Genomic DNA, 21,620 nt, shown 5'->3' on the forward strand with positions numbered 1-21,620 from the left:
TATTCTTTAAAAAGTTTATATCGATGGTTCTATTTTTTTTATTGAATTAACTGGTTTATTCCAGAACCAATAAAAAACAGAAATTTAGACATACTTATTTCTTCGTAACCAGTCCCGTTGAGGAGGAGTGTATCGATAAATAATGTCACATTTCTCGTCCTGGAATGCCCACGGGGTTATTAGTATAATGTCCCCTTCACGAATCCAGACACGGCGTTTCATTTTTCCTTTGATTCTACCAAGGCGGCTCACTCCATCTGAACTACGGACTCGTATATGAAAAGACCCAAGCATTAATTCTGCAATTGCGAATTGTTCACCCTTCCTACTATTAGGAAGTCGGACTCTTATTGTGTCCACTTCAGGCTGTCCAGGTACCGCTGGTGCCGGATTGGTATTTGTATCGCCATCTATCTGTGTTATCTTATCATCTCCGGTAAAAAGTGCAAAGAAACTACGAAAAACCTGTCAAAATGAAAAATTCAAGATTTGAGCAATCAGTTCGCACTAGTAACTATGACGAAATTTCTCTTTTGAAAAAACGTAGTTAGTTGTATAAATAAATGGTGTCTCAACGTATGTATGTATCGGTGTCAGAAAAAGGAGAGATTGCAAATTTTTTTGAGAAAATCGGTTATCAGAGATAACCGGTCTGACAGTTTGCTGAAGAAAGAGAATTAAAGAGGATGCATATGGGTAAAGATAAATCAGGTAGAATCTATACCGGGCATCATCTTACCTACACTCTTTATTATTAGAGAAAACCGATTTAAAAAAGAGTAAATTCTTTGGATTTTATTTAACGGTTAAAATGCAGCTACATTCTCATTTATACCACTGTTGGAGGGGCGACTCTGTTTTTTAAACACCATTACTGTGATATCACAAATATAAATCGGTTCAATCCTTTCTTTTCAGGATTAATCCCTCTTCCTGATCCCATTCCATAGTACGATCACAGGATCCTTTCTCTTCCACGTGTGTCATCCGTTTTCCTTATCAGGGTATGATCTGATAGAATCCCTCAATCTTCAAATTGCTTTTGCACCAATGATGGTTTGTCTGGCAAGGATGGGGAGCTGTTGATCCTCTATTTCCCGGATAAAATTCTCCATATCTTCATATTTATCCAGTGAATTAGTCCAAACAAGAAACAGAACATATCTCTCAGCTTTACCAAGATCTAATTAAGAAAAAGGAGACTCAGGTTGACACTGTTAAATTAACTGTATATGTCCCTGAATTATTGTATTGGTGAGATGGATTCTGCTTTGTTGAACTGACACCATCACCAAAATTCCAGTTCCAGGATGAAGGACTTCCAGTTGATGCATCATAGAACTGGATGGTGAGAGGGTTTACATTCAAACCAGGGACACCATAGAATTTTGCGACCGGGAGAGATTTGATATGAATAACGCCTACACCATAATGTTTCATTCTGGCATAATACCCACCCCAGGTCATGTAATGGTCTGAATAATCCCATGTGTCATGTAAGATGACTTGATCAGTACCAGAATATCCTATTCCAAGCATTGTATGTCCACTCACCTGAATAAGAACTGGATAACCTGCATCAATTTCTGCTTTATATTGAGCATAGGTAAACCCATATCTATAACCCATGGAGTCGATATACTGGTTATAATTTGTTAGGACACTGTAACCGCGTGATTCGGCAAACAGTCTCATACCATGCATCCCATCGCGGCTAAAGTAGTCGTAATCTTTAAAATCATATGTGGGTGAACCATCTGCATACCACCAGAAAGTGGTACTTCCATCACCATTTCCATATTTTTGGTTCATATTTGTACCCATATAATCGGCGATACAATCCTGAGGTGTATGCTCTGCCCAGGAACCGTAATATGGATCTACACCGGAGCCATATGCATAGTAATAATCATCCTTGTGCCCTTTTGTTGCCCTCCCATCAAGCCCATATTGAGATGCTGACAACGGGCACTGACCATACCCTTCAGATGAGGAACCCCAGACGGTGTTGGTTAATGGGAACACTCCGCCATTGGTCGGACCTGTGTAAATATTAGAAAACCCTGCTCTGTCATAGTACCCAAACAACATAGTAGCAGAGGTTGCAGAACATCCATATGACCACCTTAATGCAGGGACTTGACTTGAGGGCAGAGTTTTTACAGAAATATCACTTTTATCTATGATGTTTGATGCCCCGTTCCACCCATCAGGAGGCAGGCCGGGTCCAACAATTCGTTCATCAATTAGACTGCCATTGAGAATTTGACGTGACTTCAGTGTTGTATCCGATGTAGTTAACAAGCCAGAACTGATAGTCGTATTTACTGAAGCGGACATATTTACTGTTGAATTATTTACAGACTGGGTTGTCAGACCCAGAATAGAATGAGAACCAATCTCTTTAAAAATAGATGTCTCATACCTTTGTCCCATTAAAGAGACATCCAGGACATTTGGAAAATCCAAAGATAGGAGACCATTACCAGAGACAGGAAACGTGAGGGCACAAGCAGGGACGGTGAAACCCATAGTGCAACACATCACCAATAACAATGACGAATAACGCAGGTTCATAGTTCTTCTCTTTCAATGATTGATAACCGAAACCATAGCCCTTAATAAATTTGGGAAGGACAAATACGATGTATAAAAGTCAGCGTCATATCTGCATATAATAACTTTCAAATGATATGCGGATACTCCCCCCATAATTAGAATGAATCGGTATATTTTTTAAAAATCGTCTGCATGGAAACCAAGCAGGACCAAGACTGGTCCCGCCGCCAGTGATTCTGATATTTCGATCGAAGGGCTCCCCGTCGATCTTAATCCAGTCGTACATGGTAAAATCACATGCACTTGAGACGATGATGAATCAGATTCCTGAAAAACTATTTACTTGGAGGACGGATGAGGAAAAGCACTTTTCATCAATAATATACAAGATGCTCCAGGGATCATCAAGTAAATGTATCGGTTTAAAGGACTTGTAATAAAATTCCTAACAGTATCAGCCTGTAACAGAACCCTTGCCGGGGATGAGAGTGGTTATCATTCACACACCGAAGAACAAAGGCCTTCTTTTGGAATGGGCCTTCGAGGCCAGTAAATATGAAGTGAATGTTGGCATGAAAGAGATGACCCCCCATCAAGTGATGATACCCCTATCCTGGTGAAAAAAAGGAGCAGAATACTGATCTGAATATTCCGGCACTTCGGAAAGTTTCGGACAAATTACAGAAATTTCCGCAACCAATTCAGGCACCAATTGCAGTCAGATCTAGAATTAATAAATAATAATATAATTTTATGTACTTATTACGGAAATTGTGAGAAAACAGAGAGCAGGATAATTGATTCATGAGAGTGCTTGTGTCTCTTCATCTGAAATTTGCAATTCCGCAAATGGAGATCATGATCATCCATCTGGAGAAAATTTACACTCATATTGTAAAAATAGTCGCCATATGCATTGCAACGATGTCCGCAAATCGTTTGCAGAAACTCATAATGAGTTCAGATAAATCGAAATCTCCGCCAATCCTGGTGAGGAGTCATCTAGGTCCTGGAAGGGGAGGTGCTCTGATTTTTGCGAGATTGACCAGGGATTTGGCAAAGAGTCATGAAATTCTGTGGTCTGAATGGGTTCATTACATGGAACGGATGCCAATAGAGAGACTGTCTATTCATCCTCGAATAAACTGGAAAATCCCGGTCATATTATGCCAAGAGAAAGATTGACATTGTCGCATCGTTCAGGTCTTTTCTCGGTGTGATTTATCCTACATCCCAGGACAGGTTTGCAAATCATTCAGGTCACGGATTCTTTGGAAAGGGTTTGGATATCACCGATGTTAAGGATTACTCTGCCTCATCACTTCTGATTCTTGTTCGATAACCCCGTGCCCTGGAAGATTGGCAGTCACAAGTAAGATCATTTTGCGAATAGAGGACAGATCACCCGGTTCTGGATAATATCAAACTCTCTGATGCGATGAAGGAGGTCTTAAAAATAGTTACACCTTCTTTTAAAAAGCCGTTCAAGTACCAACAGTTGACATGGACCGGGGAGGGAAGACGTCCATCATTCCTGAACGGTGTGTCTGGTGGGTTGCAAAGGTCCTGAGATCCAGCGAAATCCAGATATGCTGCTTGTTCTGGTGAAGGCTCATGCTGTGTTGATGCAGAACCAGCGGGAGAGGAGCGAGTCAGAAAACATGGTCATCATCAACGCAACGGTTGAGGACTTCAGGAGTGCCTGCCGGCTGTATACAGCCCTGAACGGGACCGATGGAGGTCAGCAGTCCAAGCTGACCAGAAGAGAGTCTGAACTGGTTGAGGCGATCAGAACCCGGGGACAGGGCGAGATCACGATCTCGGAGATGCAACATATTACCGGGTGGTCATACTCGGTGATTCATAAGATGCTACATGGTTCAGTCAGTCGCGGGCACCAGTATTCAGGGCTTCTTGAGAAGTGTCCTGCCATCTCGGTCTGTGACCGGACACTGGTTACCGACGAGGGAGGACTCAATGCAGCTCACCGGAGGTCAAAGGCGTATGCCTGGGATCCCTACGTGTATGACTGCTGGATCCCTGATGATGGCTGCTGGCTTGACGGGTACGGGCCAGGTGATATGAATTGGAAGGATCCATCTGGCGGAGATGCGAACGGTGACGGAAGGATAACGAAAGATTCCACCATTGTATCCGGGGATGGTAGCGGGTTGGAAGAGGATAATCTTAGTAATAATAAGATTATTAGTACTCATAACGGAGAATCTGTAAGTATGAAGGAGGGGATCGGAGAGCGATCCTCTGTATGTACACATATACGTGAACTGTCAGGTTCCGCCAGTGTTGATCAAAGTACCCAATCTGATGATGCTGATTGCCCGGTTTTAAAATCAGGGGATGATTCTTGCAGCCACGAGATCCGTAATCTTCCCGCAGCTGCCTCTGTTCGTTCGCCAGGTTCTGAGAATTCCGAAGGATCAGGATCTCTTCCTTTGAGCGGGATCAGGTCAGAGGAGTTTACCAGTATAACCGGGGGATTTGGCACCGGTCCCTGTGACTGTTGCGGGTCTAAATGGGTGAACTATCAGGAGAGAATGACCTCTGCACGTCTGAAAGAGGCTCCACGGATGAACAGGAAGATCTGCAACAAGTGCTACGAGAGGGTACTCAAGGCCGAGTCGTTACAGGTCCGGGTTCTTCCCGGTGTTCTGAATCCGGAATTGATGACCCGGGTCAGCAAGGATCTCGGGAAGTGTGAGGTCTGCGGGAGGCAGAAGGCAACCTGGCAGGATCCGGAAACGAAGACTGTGATATGTGAGATCTGCTACCAGAATCTTCCCGGGATAAGGGAGGCTGCCGATGAGAAAAACGCTGACTCAGTGGTGTGAGAGGGTCTTGTCTGGGTCTGCTTTGTGAGTGGAAATCTGAACCCTGATTCAGTACATGATGCAGTCCGGGTGATTGTTGACTGTCAGGGGGAGATTATCGGCGGGGTAGAACCTCATCCGGTGTTTCCATCCGATGAGGGTGACCTTCCTGAGTCGGCCTAGGGAGTTAAGGTGACGATTCCGGTAGAGGGTCCGGTATATATGGTGGTAGCAGAGCAGGTAGGGAATATGCTGGAGAGGCGGTCCAGGAAAAAGGCGGCAGTGTTTATGCTTATGGAATAATTTTACAACATGATCAATCAATATTAAATCAAATTAGTCATATTATTGAATATTATATGCAAGAAGAAACAGAGAACCAGCCTTTATTTATCGAGATAGATAAAGAAGGATTTATTAATTCAATTGATCAACATTTTGAAAGTAAAATAATTGAACTTCCATCTTTTTATAATCCAATTCATCCTATTTTTTTAGGAAAATCACATCTGTTTTCGATATATCAAGATTCGTATCTATGTATTTTGTGTGGTTTGTACCATCCAGGTATCATGTTGATGGGACAATTATTTGAGATGATTCTAAAAGAAATCATCTTAATTTATGATGGTGTCAATGATGAAAGACCATTAGAATCGATGATTAAATATGCTAAAAATGAAGACAACAAAAAAAGACCCATTAATGGACCTCTGTTACCTCTACCAATATTAGATCTATTTACTAGGGTAAAGGATAATATTCGGAACCCGTATATGCATTTAAATTATGCCAAAATATTCGGTGATGAAAAAATCAGAGGTTTTAAATTTCCATCTGGTGCTACTTTCGATGAATTAATTGAAAATAGCCAAAAAGCGTTTGATAAATTAAATAAAGGAGAGATTAAACTAGTCGATATTGATCCTGTTGTAGATAAGATTATTGCTGACACTACAAAGCGAGATAATGATGCTAAATGGGCAATAGAATGGGCTTGGGAACTATTTCCCTTGTTTGAAATGCTAATTGATGAATATCTAACTGAAGACCAATATGAAAAATATGCCATAGAACATAAGGGTGATTATGATACTATTCCATCCATTGAATTAGATTAAGATTGGAAATAATGTTTTAATTTTTATTATTACTTCATTTATGTGTCTTTATTATAGTAATGGAAACAGTTTATGATATTTTTTCCAATACTCATTTAATGCAGTTTCGTAATGAGACATAATAATTATTGCATCACTGCTTAATGGTAGGTTTTCCGCATTCAATAGATCTAAGAATTCTGCTGATGGCTGATCCACTAGAAGATCTTTTATTTTTGATAATAGAAAGTTTATTTTAGTTATTTTTAATGGGTTTAACTCGTCTTTTTGTTTACCTTTGGATAATATCTTTAATTCATTAAAAATTCCATCAAACATACTTTTTAATAAATTATATTTTTCCCAATCAACCTCAGAGGGATAATTATTCGTAGAGGTTAGTTTCTTCATTTATAATCCTCTTAAATGAAATTTTTTGGGGGGGTATGTTTTTACTTTTTTATTATAATCATCGGTTATCCAAATCCAGTCATTAGAAAATTTTTTAATATTTTCACATCGATATCTTTCCATACTCTCTAAATATTGAGAGAGCATTATAGTAACATCACTATTTGATGGCAACTTATCTATCTCAAACACCTCAAAATCTGAAAATGGCTTATTGTTTTCCGATAATAATGTGTTTGCATTTTATAACACTTTATTAATAAAATTTAATTTAAATATATTTATCTCATCGTTTGGTTTTTTGCTTGAAAGCAGTGAAACCTCTTTATAAAAAACTTCCATTTGTTCTTGAGTAGTTATAAAAAGTTCTATTATTTCTATGTTCATATTATCACCTCATGAAGGACATAATCGAGTAAATTCTACATATTTTTTGTTAATTACTTCTATAGGAAATCGTTGTTTATTTTCATAAATATTACACATTTGAATAATGTCACTATCAGAAAGTATTAGTATACACTTTCTGTTTCCACCCCATAAATTTATTGTATTTCTTACTATTTTGGGTAAGGGAGGGTTTCGAGTAACAATAATCCCGAATTTGCCAAATTGTTCACATAAATATCGATTAACTTGATTTATATGCTCAGGTAATAATTCCTTAACATTTTTTAATTCAAAAACAATTTGACGACAATTATATTCATCATAAAAATATTGCAAAAAAGAAAGAGAACGGTTATTATAAAAGATTAAATCGCGTATTAATATCCCTGAATCGGTCCTACTTTGTTCTGATGCAAAATCTAAATGGGGATAAAATATTGATGGTAACAACTGACAAATATTGTTTTCGTACTTTTTATCAGCATTTCCATCCTTTCCAGTTGGGATTTTTAAAATTGTCGAAATCTTATTTTTAGCTGATAAAATTGGAATTGATGTAAATAAAGGATCATTTGCGCAATCCTTGGAACTTCTTTCTTTAATTTTTAAATATGTCTGTATTTGATCATAATTATTGCGGTTATAACTAAGTATTTTAATGCGATCGGGTAAGATTTCTCCGGGTTTAAGGATTTTTTTAGCAAAAAAATTGTCGCAATAATCTTCACTATTTATCCATGGAACAAATCGAAGCCATCTTTTTGGAACTAATAAGATGGGTTCTCTTGTAGATGGATTTTGTGGAAGGTAGGTCTCTTCATCAATGAAATTATGTGTTTTATAGTCATATACTTTAATTTTAGTTCTATCAATTGGAATATTGTACTTATCACACTGTTCTAATGTGAAATCAATTAAAAATGATTTAATAAAATTACAAGCGATGTCACTAACCCTATCTTTGGATATTGACTCAACATATAACTGTATTTCTTCAAAGTGGACGAATCCAGATTCTTTAATTTGAGGAATATCTTTGAATAGTGAAAGAATCTCTAACCCTTTCTTCTCACCGATACATGTTCCTTTTCTTTTTTTTGAATTTCCTAAACCAACCTCATTACATTCAGATGATTGTATTAAAATATCCAAAGCAACTGATTCTTTTCCAGTTGTTACTAATTTTCCCAAATTATTAAAACAATTAGTAATTGCAGTATGTAATGAATTATCCTGTTGAGATGGAGATTTCCAAAGAAGAAAAGGATCTAAGTATAATGGAATGTCCTCATCTAAATAAGGAATTGCAAAATCAACTTCATTTTGAGTAACGGGAATATTATAATAATCATTCAATCTTGGTCGAATTATTGCCATATTATCCATCTCTATGTTAATGCCTATGAATCCCATGAACACAATAATTGATCATTGTTGAAAAAATTATCTCCAAGCCGTCTATCTTTGAAATTTATCAGTATATGAGATTAAAATATTCATCAAATTGTTATGTGTGTATTAATCAGAATAATTGACCATACAAGAAGGATGTCAATGCTTACAGTTATTTTTCTAGTATACTACCAGATAATGTGCCGTATGTTGGTGTTCCTCCTAATAGTACTTTTTTAAGGTATTTTTCACCTTTTGGAGTTATTCTACATATATTATATGAAATAACATTCCCTCTTCCATCAAAAATTATATCACCCTCAATATAATTTTCTAATTTCAAATTTTTTACAGATTCTGATATTTGTATCGGATTATAATCTTCAAAAGGAGGAATATTTGTCATTGGATTGACATTTCCATCTTCAAAATAATCATTAATTAGACATAATACTGATAAGTCACAATACGAACCTCTCATATATAGGGTAATTTTTTTTCAAATAGAAAAAGTTGCGCAACAACTAAAAAAACCAAAGATACTATTTCCGGTATCTCTCGGAGATATAAAATGGACAGAATATTATTCATGCAAGTTCTTGTACAAGAGCACCGGAGCCAAGACTGTCGGACAGTTTTCAGATTGCACCGTCATCGCAGTTACCACAATTGGGATGACTCCAGGGTACGACAGTTCAGAGGACTTCATTCAGCTGTAGGCTAAAATTCCACGGAAGCAATAGCGAAATTTCAATATCATTCATGTACGATTCACTGATTATCATACTATGAACTCGATCCAATGATAACCGGCATCCAGATGAGAAGAAATATGAGGTTCAGCAAGAGCGAGTGAGGGGTAATACGGGGGAATATGGATGGAAAACCCGAATTTGAGTTGAATATTTTCAGAGAGAGGTAATGATCGCGGCACTTGTACTAAAATTCATCTACCTTGATGAGCAATATGTGCAATATGGCCAGTGCCCAACCATACAAACGCATACCCCTCACCCCTTCAACATGGGAACAACTCTCTCTCCTAAAAAAGCCTGGTGAAACATTTGACCACCTGATATCTGATCTCATCGAAGAACGACAACGGCAGGATATGATCAGACATGTCAGGCATGTAGCAGAACATGGGGACTTTGTCTCACTTGACGAAGCAGAAGAAGCCTGGAAAGAATGAGGGTAGAAGTAGAGAGGCGTGCGTGTGATTTTGTCAGGGAATTACCAATAAAGAGCCGTCGTATTATTCTCACCCATTTGAGAAGACTTGAGGACCCATTACATATTCCTGAGATCGAACGGCTTGGCACTGATGTGTACCGGATGCATATTGCAAGAACATATACGGTTTTTTTCCTCGTTCTACTGGAACAGGATCTGGTCAGAATTACAGACATATATCCCATTGGGATCGCTCACAAACGCTACAACAGACTAAGTTGAGAGACAAATCGAGGGGATATGTGCATATCGTGAAATCTTATTTTTACTTTTTTTTCACCAGGTCAGCCAACGGAGTAATTTCTTTTCGATAGCCTGCGGTTATCGCATACCTAATGAAATAATCGGATCTAGTGGATAATTGATGACTTTCAGCCCACTATCTGAATACTATCACCCATTAATTATACCAACTTGCAATTATTAACTAACACAATTATTTACTATTGCAACTAATAGATCTGGGTAGATGATCAGCCAGGAAGAAAATATCCAGGATGTTGCTGCGAATGAGATTATGAGCCTCTTTATTGACGTCCATACCATCATGATGCTCACAGCCCCGGATATAACCGGAATGCAGGAGGCAAAAATCCGCCTGCTCGGCCTTCTGGAAATGACAGGTTCACAATCGATGACCGAGTTATGTAACCAGATGTTTATATCAAAGCCTTACATGACCCGTCTCGTGGATAGCCTGGTATCTGAAGGATCAGTTGAGCGACATCCGGATGTGAAAGACAGAAGAGTCATAAACATCTCCATGACAGAAAAAGGGAAGGAATACCTCTGTAATATGCTCATGGAGTTAAGGAACCGCATGAAATCCTTCCTTTCCGAATTTTCTTCCACTGATCTCGAAACAATCTCCAAGGCCAGTACAGAATTACACAGAACAATCTCAAAAAACCCCAGAGTCAAAAATCAGGGAACATGGTCATTCTACAATGCACAGAATCTAAAGGAAAAATGACAGACCCCGGATCGATTCTCTCTGGCATACCAAAGATCCATCAAAGCGGTATCCACCCTTCATACACACCGGGTGGAAACAAGGTGACACCATTACCATGAAACTCACACAACTTACAAACGCATTCCTTATTGTGGGCATAGCCCTCCTGACCGTATCGATACTGACATCCCCGGTTCTTGCCGGAACGAAGTACATGTCCGGATCTCCGGATCTTTCTGTCACTATTGTTGGAAACAACGAGTTCGCACCCGGAACAACAGTACCTCTTCAGCTCCAGGTTCAAAATTCAGGATTGAACGAGATCAAATTTGTTCAGACTGATATTGTAGACACTGATGACAATCCAAGCACCGCAAAAATGGTGTCAGTCTCCCTCCTCCCTGGTGATAGTCCTGCCCTGATAAAGTCAGACCCACAGATGATCGGGGACGTTAAGGGATCATCGAGTGTCCCGGTAAATTTTGCTATATTAGTCCCTGATAATGCAAAGGCCGGGAAGTACTCGCTGCCGGTTGAACTGAACTACACCTACCTGCAGAATGCCGAACAGCAGGGAACAGACAGCATCACCTATCGGTATGTTCAGAAGAAAGTAACATTCGATCTGCCATTCGTCGTGCAGTCTGCAATCACCATGCAGGTATCTGATGTAAAAGCCGAGAACATCAACTCCGGTGGTTCGGGATATCTCACACTCACCCTGAAGAATGTTGGAACTGATACCGGGACAAATGCGGTTGCAAACCTGAGCAGAAGCGGGAACTCCCCGATTGTTCCGGTCTCAAACAGCGTATTCCTGGGAACATTAGCACCAAATACTACTGCAACGGCCAAATATAAGATCAGTGTCTCAAAAGATGCAGAGCCCCAGGACTACCCGGTCGAGGTATCTGTGATGTATGACAACGCTGATGGCGAGACCCAGGTCACACCGTCCCAGAAAGTGGGTGTTTCAGTAGGATCTGATGTCGATTTCACTATAACAAGCCAGAGCCCTGAACTCAATCCTGATAAGAAGAGTTACGTCGAAGTTACATACCGCAATGACGGATCGGTCCCGGTGTACGGGGCAGAAGTGAGGATCAGTGCAGTAGATCCGTTCACCAGTGCTGATGACCTTGCATACCTCGGAGACATGAAACCAGGGGAGAGCAAAGTTGCCAGATTCGGCTTAACCCTCGATGCAACCGCTGATACCAAGATGTATGGCCTTGATTCAGAGATAAAATACCGTGACGCCCTGGACGACAGCCATGTTTCAGATACCATTAAGGTACCGATCAAGGTTGTTCCCAACGCAGGACTAGCGGCACTCATGTCTAATCCGGTTGTAATCGGCCTAATTATGATAATCATTCTCGGAGGAGCATATTACCTCTATGAGTACCGGCGCAAACAACAGAACCGGTGAGAATAGCGGGGTAAAAACCGAACATGCAATCAATTTTTTCCGCAGTCTCTGATCTCATCGTTCACAGGCCGGGAATCCTCACCAAGATAATCCTTGTACTGATGGTCATCTCCCTGTTTGGGATGACAATGGTCTCAATGGAGACCGGAACCGCCACCTACATGGATGTAAATTCTCCGGAAGGAGTCCTGATTGAACATTATACAGATACCTTCTCGAAAGAAACCGTAATCCTGCTTGTAGAATCAGATGATTCAACAAGTCCGGAACTCATGCAGTATATCGATACACTGGAAGATCCACTGAGAAACCTTCAGTATGTAACCTCTGTATCAACCATCGTAGATGTCGTGAAATCCCTCAATAACGGAGTCATTCCTTCCTCATCCGGAGAGATGACAGAAGTAATGGCAAAGGTTCCTGATAATGTAAAGAGCGGATATGTTCCATCAGGGATGCTGAATATGGGGGCAATCGGCCTTGAGGCAGGATTATCTGAAAACCAGAAAAAAAGTGCTCTTGCAAATCTCAGGAAGTTTATTGCAAGCACGAATGCTCCACCGGGTGTTTCGATTAAACTGACCGGCTCTGCTGCATTCGATGAGGAGATGGGCGCTGCGATGGGAGAATCCATGGGGACTCTCATCATGGCAGCACTCGTCCTCATGGTCATTGTGATGGGCCTGCTCTTCGGATATGTCAATCACCGGTTCCTCCCGGTTGTCATTGTAACAGCAGGACTTATCTTTACATTCGGATTCATCGGTCTTGTTGGCTACAAGATCAGTATGGCCGTCATCGCAGCGTTCCCGGTTATGATAGGGCTTGGTATCGACTACGCCATCCAGTTTCAGTCCCGGCTTGAAGAAGAGTCCAGGGATCATCCCCTCGCTGAAGCGGTGTATATCACGATTACCAAGACCGGTCCTGCCGTGATGTATGCCATGCTTGCAACATCCATGGGATTTGTAGCCATGTACATCTCACCGGTCCCGATGATGCAGGGGTTCGGCCTCGTCAGTATCATCGGTGTGGTGACCTGTTACATCACCTCGCTCATCGGAATTCCCCTGATTGCAGTACTTATTAATTACAAGGCAAAAGGGCACGGGAATTCAAGGCAGGCGGCAATCGTCGACTCAGTGCTCTCAAAGACTGCGGTCTGGGTAGCAAAACGACCGGTCCCGGTTCTTCTGATCGTTCTTCTGGTTGCGTTTGTTGGAATCCAGGTCGACACCCGGATTCCGGTAAACACAGATGAGAACTCATTTGTGCCACCTGATATGCCCTCGAAGACTACCCTGGACAAGGTGACCAGGACGATGGGTTCTACTGATACAGCACCGATCGTTATCCATGGATCTGATGTTCTCACGCTTGATTCGGTGAACTGGATGAAGGAGTTTACCGATCTTGAGGTCAGGACACGATCGAAGATCACCCAGGGAACCAGTATCGCGGATTATGTGATCACCTATAACAACGGGGTGATGCCACAGACCCAGAGTGAACTGGATGCGGTTCTGAATACGATTCCTAAAGATGTCAGGGACTCGTACGTAAACGGGAATAACGAGGCAGTTATCCAGTTCAATACCGTAAAACTGACGACAACGACCCAGAGTGACCTGAAAGAGGATATCGAAGGGGATTTACTGCTATACCCGGCACCTCCGGGGATCAAGTCACATGTTACCGGTAACTTTGCGATGTTCACCAATCTGGTCAATGATATTGTCGAGAGTAAGGAACTTATCACCTATACCGGATTTATCCTGGTAGTTCTGTTCCTGGCAATTGTATACCGGAACGTAAATGCAATTACCCCGATTGTGCCGATCGCCGCCGTAGTCGGGTGGAATGCAGTCGCTATGAACCTCCTTGGTATTGACTACAATGTCATGACTGCATGTCTGGGATCGATGACAATCGGTGTTGCTGCGGAGTATACCATTCTCGTGATGGAACGGTACATCGAGGAGAAGGAGAAGACCCCTGATGTAATAGAAGCACTCAAGAATAGTGTAAGTAAGATAGGGTCTGCCATCATGGTATCAGGATTTGCAACCTTCTTCGGGTTCTCTGCCCTGATCCTCTCGACCTTCCCGATCATCTCTGACTTCGGGTTAACAACCATCATCGCAGTGCTCTTCTCTCTGATCGGAGCAGTCGTCATCATGCCGGCAATCCTCTCATTTGTTGACAGGATCAAGCATGGTGTAGAAGAGTTAGAAGAAGAAGTGCTGCATATTCCCCTTGCTCACCAAAAATAATTTTTTTTCTGGTCCTGCAGAAAGATCCTGGAACCGGTATTGGTTACAGCCCTATTGTCCGGATGTCCCAAAGAACCACGGGTAATAGATTTAGATACCGCTTAAACCATCAGACCCGGTCAGCAGGCCCTGCGTATATACCTGATCCGAGCCACCAGTCCTCATCTACCCTCTGTACATATCCCAGTTTGGATTCGATCGTCTGGTTGTGAGCGGGATTTGAGTAATAAAATCGGACAAATCCCGACCCGTTTCGTGCCGCATCGAGAAACTGCTGTGTATACGGGTTTCCATATGCATCAGATTCTCCAAGTCTGTTCTTTCCAATCTTTTCCGGGTTGAACGGGTGGGCAAGCGTAGTGCAGTTAAAATCATAGGCATAGATATAGAGTTCACCCTTGACAAACGAACCATTGGGGTTGGAAAATTCAACCAGTGCTGCTTCCCGGCCATGTGTTTTAGCATAGGAAACCGCATTCTCAACAAAAGTGACAAGTGTCTCATTTGAGGTATACTTCTCATGAATTGTAGAATTCGTAGTATCAGGAGTTGAAATGGGGATCGGGGACTGGCTATATACATGACCAGTAGAACTCAGAACAAGGCAGAGAATAAGCACAGCAAGGAGCGGGACCGGGGTATTTATCATACTATAGTGTTGGGTGATCTAATAAAAATGAATCAGTAACTCCCCTAATAACCCATTTGGTCTGTTCATCCCGCAGATGGAGGATATTTTACCGGATCAGGCCAGGTCTGTTGGTCCGAAGGAATTTGGAAGCAGATCACGGATAGTGGTTACTTTCATCTCGGATCCATTTGAGACAACGACCCGTGTGTCCAGCCCGAATTCTGATATTTTCTGCCGGTCAGATCCGCACGGGTACGCAAAATCCCCTCCTGAACTCATAACTGCTATCGCTGAAAACGTCTGCTCTCCTTCTGAAACTGCTTTATAAACCGCAACCTCTGCTGCGGTTACAGATGAGCCGTAAATAACATTCTCCACGTTTGCCCCTGTGAATACAGCTCCATTAGCGGTAAGTAGGGCTGCACCTACTTTGAAGTGTGAATACGGGCAGTATGAGTTATTTTGAGCCTCAATAGATACTTGATCAGGTATTCATCAGTCACTGATTCTGGTGCGATCCCGGTTTTATGAATAATCTAATCATCAGCAGAGAGAGGAATTACGATCAGACTGACGATGACCAGGACCAGATAAGCCAATACTCCATTGTACATACCAGGTATCTATAACTGATAATGAAAATAAACTCGATTCATCTCACAATACATGAAAGAATCAAATATTTGATTCTCATATAGCAAGAGTAATAACGGGTATGCATCTATGAGGCCGAAAGAGGTCCTTCAACAATTTGTTGAGGCATTTAACAGGACTGATGTCGAGAAACTGGTCAGTCTGTACCATGAGGAGGCAATCAACCACCAGGTCGCAGAAGAAACAGTCCAGGGGCACGATGCAATCAGGAAGATGTTTGTAGAAAGTTTTGCGAATGCATCAATGACCTGTATTGTAGAAAATATGTTTGAGGATGGAGAATGGGCCATCATGGAGTGGAGGGATCCACAAGGTCTCCGGGGATGTGGGTTCTTTCATGTCATTGACTCGAAGATAACGTTCCAACGGGGGTACTGGGATAAATTGACGTTTTTAAGGCAACAGGGTCTCCCAATTCCCAGGGAGTAAAGAGTTTATTATATGACAATGATTCAGGAGATTTACTATCAGTAGTGAAAACCAGGATATACCAACAGTTTCTGGCACTGAGTCAGTGGATGGAAATAAGATCTGCTTGAATCAACAGATTTTCGGAGATCTAGTCAAAGTATCACAAGTCATTATCTCCCTGAAGTCATACTCACGAATACCTTATCTACCCGGATGCAGGATTTCCTCATAATTTCGCTTGGACTTCCTATCTTCTCCTATAGGAGATCCCAGCCTTAGACCACGGAACAGGATACCAGCGAACACACTTTATCATTATTCGAGAGACGAAGGTAATGAACATCATAGGATCTATCCTGTTCAGAGACTTGAAATCATAAAAGGGAACAGTGAAACAGGTTTATGACCCTACCCTGTCCCATACCGATTCATGGTTATACAACCTGCTAGTATCAATCTCCGGCAGTATGATCGGACAGTCATCCACCGCTCTCTTTTCATCCGCGATTCACGAACAGATTACCACGGAGCACCCGGACATAACCCTCATCACTTTCCTGTTTCAGAGCGTTGCAACAAGTTGCAACAGTTTAAACCAGGGATAAAACCCACAATCCCTTCTATTTTTTCCATTTATTTTAAAATGCATTTCCCATCTAAAACCAGATGCAACATCCCCAGACGCTGTTAGTTCAGTTATCATGACACTAAGGTAAAGGGGACACTGAAAAAACAATAATCATTATTCAAAAATTATTTCTAACTGATTTTAACAGGTTTTTGCTAACTTATTTATAACCTGTTTCATGCAACAATAGTATGTCACACAGAGCCCTGCACAAGGGTCGCCCGAAAAACCCGGACACCCAGGCAGGTTCTGTGCACAATAGATGAGCTGCGTTCAACATGTCCTCCTACAATCAATGTGACTCATCATCAAAGCAGGAAACCAGACCTCTCAGGAAAGGTTTCCAACTCTCTGTTTGCTGCAATGATCCAAAAGAATCTCAACCAGCCGCCAAATCGGCTGGTCCTTCCTCCTACATTCAATCAATTAGTACATGGAGTTATTATGTTCGCCAAAGGCACACTCACCAGTACCTACAATGAAAGACAGATGACCCTGATAAAGTATCTTGAAGACAGGGTCAAAGAGGGAAAAAATTTCTTTAAATCCAAGTATATCGCCAGAGAAACTGGTCTCTCCTCTAAAGAGGTAGGAACAAACATGGGACTCCTGGCTGAAAATTGCCCCAAGTTCACAATTCAGAAATACAGTTATTCAAACAGCACCACCTGGTTGATAACACCCTCCCAGGTATAACCAGTCTTTTTTTACCAGTTCTCTGTAAAGTACAAAATAACAAGATACTAACACAGAGTTACACCCTTGCCGCCAATCAGAGATAAAATGTTTATAGCCATTTCAGTTCTGGATATCTGACAGAATGATAATCGGTTAGATTTTCTTTTAGATCAAGATTCATATAGACTTCGGTCTTCTATTCAACCTCTGAACAACGCAAGGGGTGAGTGATAACTCTGTAACCTTCAGATGTGAGAGCCTGAACGTATCAAGGTATGAGGTTATCAAAGTTATAGTATGACCGGCATTGAGTCATATGTTGTCACTGATACAGTTCTGACTAAATCCCGTTTTCCAGGAAATGTTTGCACAAACATTTCAACAAAATATCAAAGATGAACCCATTATCAGAGATTTGCACGCCCATTCTATTGGATCACTGAGGAACCTTATAAAGAAAAAGAGTTGTCAGACGTATGTCTGCCGAATTTTTCCATACTTCGTATAGATCAGGTATCAGGTGAAAAATATAGAATACCTTAATCTATGAGAGCCGGATTTTATTATATTTAGATCTTTATGTCTTTAGAAAAAACCCGAATCTGAAAGTTACGCAGAAAAATATAAGTACAAGCCTGTAACAAAGGAAGGATATCCTTTTTCATATGAGAAGGATATTGGCTTTTTTGGATTGCTCTATTTTGCCCTTATTTGCGGGACAATATACCCGGTGAAAGTGGTCATATACTCTCATCCCCATGCTGATCACTATCAGGGAGTAAAGGAGGTCACAACAGATGAGACTTGTAATTCCGGTGATGTCCAGATCATCGCCCCTAAACACTTCATGAAACATGCCTGAAGTGAAAATATGAATGCAGGAGATGTTATGCTCAGGCGTGCAACCTACCAGTACGGAATTCAGTTGTCAGGGATCCAAAAAGCACCATTGACATAGGCCTTAGCAAAAGCCCGTCACCTGGAACTGCGTCGCTGATCGCCCCCATTGTTAATATAAAAAGGTCGGACAGAAACTGACTGTCGACGGCGTTCAGATAGAATTCCAGTAGGCTGAGAACACAGAAAAATGCCATTTTAATGGCAGAAAACTGTACTGCAACTTATCATAACCTTCTGACCCTTTGAGGGGCATAGGTTAGAGACGCATTCTTCGATCTAATAATCTGAAAGAGGCACGTGAGATGGAAAACAGATGCCCTTGAAAAGCTCGGATACCAGGTTGAGTCAGGAACAACTCGAAATGCCTACTTAACGGGTGCACAGGAACTGAGAAACACTGAACAGGTCACCTCTGGAGTAGTATATCAGAGGATATCATGACTGTCATGTCCATGAGCCAGTTATTGGATTATATTTCTGTCAGGTAAATGGAAAGAAGGCTGATGGAGAGGATTACAAGATGAATATCGTTCTATCAGATATGGGTGATAAGGCTCTTATTCAGGTGAAAAATGACGCACTCATACACTGATACACTGGGTTGATACATCCTATCCGGATCCAGCTGTAACAGTTTCGATGCCAGGGATAACACTTGAAAAACTTGCACTCGATCCCTCTGTATTGCCTGATAACGTTACGACAATGGAGGATGGTAAAACCTTTGAGACGGTTTGTCGGAATGCTAGTCCAGTTTTATCCCAGGCTGAACATAGTTACTCCCTGAGTATCCGATTTTTTTCATATCCCATATCAGGGACCTGGGGAATGTGCCACCTGCCCAGCAAAACCTCAAAACATTGGCTTTGAACATCAATCAGAAAAAAGGAATACTACTCTCCTGGATATACTGGTTGAAATACTCACGGCTTCAAACAAAATAATTGATTAAATTAAGTAGTCTATACTACTCCCTTACAATCATATAACGTATTTCGCATCATTGATGTAGAATTTCCTGGATTTGTCTCGTCATTCCATTCTCTTTCAGGAACAACAGGACAACTATCCTGTATCCATTGAGTAATTCCTCCGCTTTTTCTTCCCGGCATTCCCTGTCCATTCTGGCCAAGCAGGAAAAACCTGATCTTTCCGTTGTGAATAAGCGTTTTCAGGGATTCGTTTGTGAGAATGTTATCACCACCAGAATATCCGCCCATTGCCATAACAGGGGCACCATATTTGATGATAAGATCATCTGCTGAACGGGAACTCTCAACTCCAACTAGGTACTTCTCACCAGCCTGATGAGATACCAGGTACAAGTAGACAGCAGAACTGTTTCCCTGAAACTCCCCTGGTCTCATACTATCCTGTCCATGATCCAAAACCAGACCTGGACCCGCAGACGGCATATTGCCTTCTCCTTTAAAGATAACCGAAGTGCATGACCATGCAAATGGTGCAACACAGAGAAGACCAACTGTGAGCAGAACCACCAGGGTCTGCTTCCCTGATGATACCGGAAGAGTGCGTAAGAAGGCCAATACTATAGCACCAAGGATTGATCCTGCAAGAACGATCCAGGAGAGTGGTGCCAGAAAATCTGGATTATACCTGAGAAATATCCACTGACAGGCACCTGTTGCAATGATTGCAGCAATGAACAGCCATCCTTTGATCCCAGGCTTCTGATAGGCATCATACATCAAAAAAGCCCCGATTCCAACGAGACCTGCAAGTGGAATTGCCACCATAACCACGTAATAAGTGTGATAGAATCCGCTTGTGAAACTGAAATACAACAACTCAGGAACAAGCCAGAGAGTCAGGGCGATTGTGAGAATTTCCTTCTCGCTTAGGGCAGTCAATACAGACCACCTGGGCCTGGAAACCCAGGCTAACAGGCCGATTAGGGCAAATGGGAGGAACCAGCTGATCTGTCCAGACATGCCTGAATCCCCCATCCTGAAGAAGCCCGGTTCACCTCCGTCGTTCATTCCCGGATTACCACCAGGACGTCCTCCTTCCATCCCGAACGGAGGGGTACCAGGCGTTCCATTTCCGGCAAACCCGGGTGGGCCTGCAAAAAACCTTCCTCCGGGTTCATACATAGAGCCATCAGTTCCATCAGGCAATGAACCCTGTTCAGGGGGCGTGATATTCAAGTCAGATCCCGGATCTCCAAATCCACCGTTTATACCAGGAGGGAATACTCCACCTGAACCGTCTGGGAATGCTCCCGGAGATCCTCCACGCAACGACCGATTACCACCAATTTCACCACCGCGGAACGGCATAAACCCGCCGAGTAACCGGTTTAGCCCATTATATCCAAAGATTAGGTTAAATTCAGAGTTATCAGTGCTACTTCCGATGTATGGCCGCTGATCGGCCGGTGTCAGATCCATCATCAAAGCCCACGATGCAGAGACCAGAATCAATACAACTAATGCTGGAGCAAGATGCAGGATCTTCTTCTTCCATGAGAGCCTGAAATTAAGCAGATAGATGCCAAAGCAGGCCGGAACAACAGCAAACGCCTGTATCATCTTTATATTAAACCCTATTCCGATAAGAACCGCAGATCCTACAAGGTACCAGGGAGAACCTGTTTTCCAGGCAGTCACAGCCAGAAAAACAGCACCAAGAAGAACAAAGATCAGGAGCCCATCCATGTTGTTTGTCCTGGCGACAGCCACAAAGATGGGAGTGATGGTGAGAGCAAATGCGGCAACAAGTCCAGCCTCTTTTCCCCAAGATCTTGAAACCAGCAGGTACAGCAGTAATACTGAACAGATCCCGGCAAGGGCCTGGGGAAGAATAACGGAGGGGCCTGAAAATCCCAGTAATGCAGCACTCACGGTCTGAACCCAGAGACTAACCGGAGGTTTGTCAACGGTCACAAATCCGGTTGGATCAAAGGAGTTATAGATCATAATCCCTGGATTTGTGAGCATACTCTTCACTGAAGCAGCATAGTACGAGTTTGAATACCCTTCCTTTGCCAGATTAAAGAGGAGAAAGACTGATGCCATGATCAGGATTCCCACCAGAATCAGTTCATGACGATATGTACGAATATCAGATTGAAGGTTCACGAAATTCACCCGGTTCGAAGATATACAATTAAAAGTTGTGAGAT

Annotated in this window: 23 protein-coding genes; 15 read left to right on the forward strand and 8 right to left on the reverse strand. The window is 42.0% G+C overall.

What is annotated here, in order from left to right; translation table 11 throughout:
• Positions 1-84: 84 nt before the first annotated feature.
• Positions 85-360 (reverse strand): translation initiation factor eIF-1A, encoded by a 276-nt coding sequence (gene eif1A, locus DK846_RS09290; RefSeq protein ID WP_109968660.1) that lies wholly within the window; start codon positions 358-360, stop codon positions 85-87.
• 843 nt (positions 361-1,203) lie between these two features.
• On the reverse strand, positions 1,204-2,532 hold the full coding sequence (locus DK846_RS18160; RefSeq protein ID WP_281269824.1) for a PKD domain-containing protein: 1,329 nt from the start codon (positions 2,530-2,532) through the stop codon (positions 1,204-1,206).
• Positions 2,533-2,971: 439 nt separating this feature from the next.
• Between DK846_RS18160 and DK846_RS17650 the strand changes: the two genes are divergently transcribed.
• From DK846_RS17650 to DK846_RS09315, 4 genes are all read left to right on the forward strand, one after another.
• The gene (locus DK846_RS17650; protein ID WP_181391705.1) at positions 2,972-3,112 is read left to right on the forward strand and encodes a hypothetical protein; all 141 of its coding nucleotides are present in this window, start codon (positions 2,972-2,974) and stop codon (positions 3,110-3,112) included.
• A gap of 997 nt (positions 3,113-4,109) precedes the next feature.
• Positions 4,110-5,408, forward strand: a complete 1,299-nt coding sequence (locus DK846_RS09310; protein WP_109968664.1) for a hypothetical protein — start codon at positions 4,110-4,112, stop codon at positions 5,406-5,408.
• Between the two features lie 24 nt (positions 5,409-5,432).
• The gene (locus tag DK846_RS17655; RefSeq protein WP_181391706.1) at positions 5,433-5,570 is read left to right on the forward strand and encodes a hypothetical protein; all 138 of its coding nucleotides are present in this window, start codon (positions 5,433-5,435) and stop codon (positions 5,568-5,570) included.
• A gap of 176 nt (positions 5,571-5,746) precedes the next feature.
• Positions 5,747-6,508 carry a hypothetical protein gene (locus tag DK846_RS09315; RefSeq protein WP_109968665.1) on the forward strand — a complete coding sequence of 254 codons (762 nt, stop codon included), beginning with the start codon at positions 5,747-5,749 and terminating at the stop codon, positions 6,506-6,508.
• A gap of 51 nt (positions 6,509-6,559) precedes the next feature.
• Here the strand turns inward: DK846_RS09315 and DK846_RS09320 are convergent, their stop codons facing one another.
• The 3 genes from DK846_RS09320 to DK846_RS09335 form a co-directional block, all read right to left on the reverse strand.
• A complete protein-coding gene (locus tag DK846_RS09320) occupies positions 6,560-6,898 on the reverse strand; it encodes a hypothetical protein (protein ID WP_109968666.1) in 339 nt (112 codons plus the stop codon).
• A 396-nt stretch (positions 6,899-7,294) separates the two neighbouring features.
• Entirely contained in the window at positions 7,295-8,665 is a 1,371-nt protein-coding gene (locus DK846_RS09330; protein WP_109968829.1) for a hypothetical protein, read from the reverse strand.
• Positions 8,666-8,852: 187 nt separating this feature from the next.
• A complete protein-coding gene (locus DK846_RS09335) occupies positions 8,853-9,086 on the reverse strand; it encodes a hypothetical protein (protein ID WP_109968668.1) in 234 nt (77 codons plus the stop codon).
• Between the two features lie 561 nt (positions 9,087-9,647).
• On the opposite strand from DK846_RS09335, the gene DK846_RS09340 reads away from it, so the two are divergent.
• The 5 genes from DK846_RS09340 to DK846_RS09360 all read left to right on the forward strand — a co-directional run bounded on the left by DK846_RS09340 (position 9,648) and on the right by DK846_RS09360 (position 14,573).
• Positions 9,648-9,872, forward strand: a complete 225-nt coding sequence (locus tag DK846_RS09340) for a hypothetical protein (RefSeq protein ID WP_245926511.1) — start codon at positions 9,648-9,650, stop codon at positions 9,870-9,872.
• Entirely contained in the window at positions 9,869-10,135 is a 267-nt protein-coding gene (locus DK846_RS09345; RefSeq protein ID WP_109968670.1) for a hypothetical protein, read from the forward strand. The genes DK846_RS09340 and DK846_RS09345 overlap by 4 nt, the downstream gene beginning before the upstream one ends.
• 247 nt (positions 10,136-10,382) lie before the next feature.
• Positions 10,383-10,886, forward strand: a complete 504-nt coding sequence (locus DK846_RS09350) for a MarR family winged helix-turn-helix transcriptional regulator (protein ID WP_109968671.1) — start codon at positions 10,383-10,385, stop codon at positions 10,884-10,886.
• Between the two features lie 97 nt (positions 10,887-10,983).
• The gene (locus tag DK846_RS09355) at positions 10,984-12,300 is read left to right on the forward strand and encodes a COG1361 S-layer family protein (RefSeq protein ID WP_109968672.1); all 1,317 of its coding nucleotides are present in this window, start codon (positions 10,984-10,986) and stop codon (positions 12,298-12,300) included.
• Positions 12,301-12,323: 23 nt separating this feature from the next.
• Complete coding sequence (locus DK846_RS09360) at positions 12,324-14,573, forward strand: efflux RND transporter permease subunit (RefSeq protein ID WP_109968673.1); 2,250 nt, start codon at positions 12,324-12,326, stop codon at positions 14,571-14,573.
• Positions 14,574-14,682: 109 nt separating this feature from the next.
• On the opposite strand, the gene DK846_RS09365 is transcribed toward DK846_RS09360, so the two are convergent.
• Both DK846_RS09365 and cdd read right to left on the reverse strand, forming a co-directional pair.
• Positions 14,683-15,222, reverse strand: a complete 540-nt coding sequence (locus tag DK846_RS09365; protein WP_109968674.1) for a cache domain-containing protein — start codon at positions 15,220-15,222, stop codon at positions 14,683-14,685.
• 96 nt (positions 15,223-15,318) lie between these two features.
• The gene (gene cdd / locus DK846_RS09370) at positions 15,319-15,696 is read right to left on the reverse strand and encodes a cytidine deaminase (RefSeq protein ID WP_109968675.1); all 378 of its coding nucleotides are present in this window, start codon (positions 15,694-15,696) and stop codon (positions 15,319-15,321) included.
• Positions 15,697-15,927: 231 nt separating this feature from the next.
• Between cdd and DK846_RS09375 the strand changes: the two genes are divergently transcribed.
• The 6 genes from DK846_RS09375 (at position 15,928) to DK846_RS18340 (ending at position 19,067) form a co-directional block, all read left to right on the forward strand.
• Positions 15,928-16,287 (forward strand): nuclear transport factor 2 family protein, encoded by a 360-nt coding sequence (locus DK846_RS09375; RefSeq protein WP_109968676.1) that lies wholly within the window; start codon positions 15,928-15,930, stop codon positions 16,285-16,287.
• Between the two features lie 371 nt (positions 16,288-16,658).
• The gene (locus DK846_RS17660) at positions 16,659-16,874 is read left to right on the forward strand and encodes a hypothetical protein (RefSeq protein WP_109968677.1); all 216 of its coding nucleotides are present in this window, start codon (positions 16,659-16,661) and stop codon (positions 16,872-16,874) included.
• Positions 16,875-17,341: 467 nt separating this feature from the next.
• Positions 17,342-17,593 (forward strand): DUF7123 family protein, encoded by a 252-nt coding sequence (locus DK846_RS09385; protein WP_109968830.1) that lies wholly within the window; start codon positions 17,342-17,344, stop codon positions 17,591-17,593.
• A 712-nt stretch (positions 17,594-18,305) separates the two neighbouring features.
• A complete protein-coding gene (locus tag DK846_RS09390) occupies positions 18,306-18,437 on the forward strand; it encodes an MBL fold metallo-hydrolase (protein ID WP_219970680.1) in 132 nt (43 codons plus the stop codon).
• 335 nt (positions 18,438-18,772) lie between these two features.
• The gene (locus DK846_RS09395; RefSeq protein ID WP_109968679.1) at positions 18,773-18,916 is read left to right on the forward strand and encodes an alkyl sulfatase dimerization domain-containing protein; all 144 of its coding nucleotides are present in this window, start codon (positions 18,773-18,775) and stop codon (positions 18,914-18,916) included.
• A 22-nt stretch (positions 18,917-18,938) separates the two neighbouring features.
• Positions 18,939-19,067, forward strand: coding sequence for an alkyl sulfatase C-terminal domain-containing protein (locus DK846_RS18340; protein WP_394339596.1), 129 nt, complete (start codon positions 18,939-18,941; stop codon positions 19,065-19,067).
• Between the two features lie 370 nt (positions 19,068-19,437).
• Here the strand turns inward: DK846_RS18340 and DK846_RS09410 are convergent, their stop codons facing one another.
• A complete protein-coding gene (locus tag DK846_RS09410; RefSeq protein WP_109968681.1) occupies positions 19,438-21,576 on the reverse strand; it encodes an ArnT family glycosyltransferase in 2,139 nt (712 codons plus the stop codon).
• Positions 21,577-21,620: the final 44 nt, after the last annotated feature.

The sequence above is a fragment of the Methanospirillum lacunae genome (genome assembly GCF_003173355.1).
In the GTDB taxonomy this organism is placed as follows: domain Archaea; phylum Halobacteriota; class Methanomicrobia; order Methanomicrobiales; family Methanospirillaceae; genus Methanospirillum; species Methanospirillum lacunae.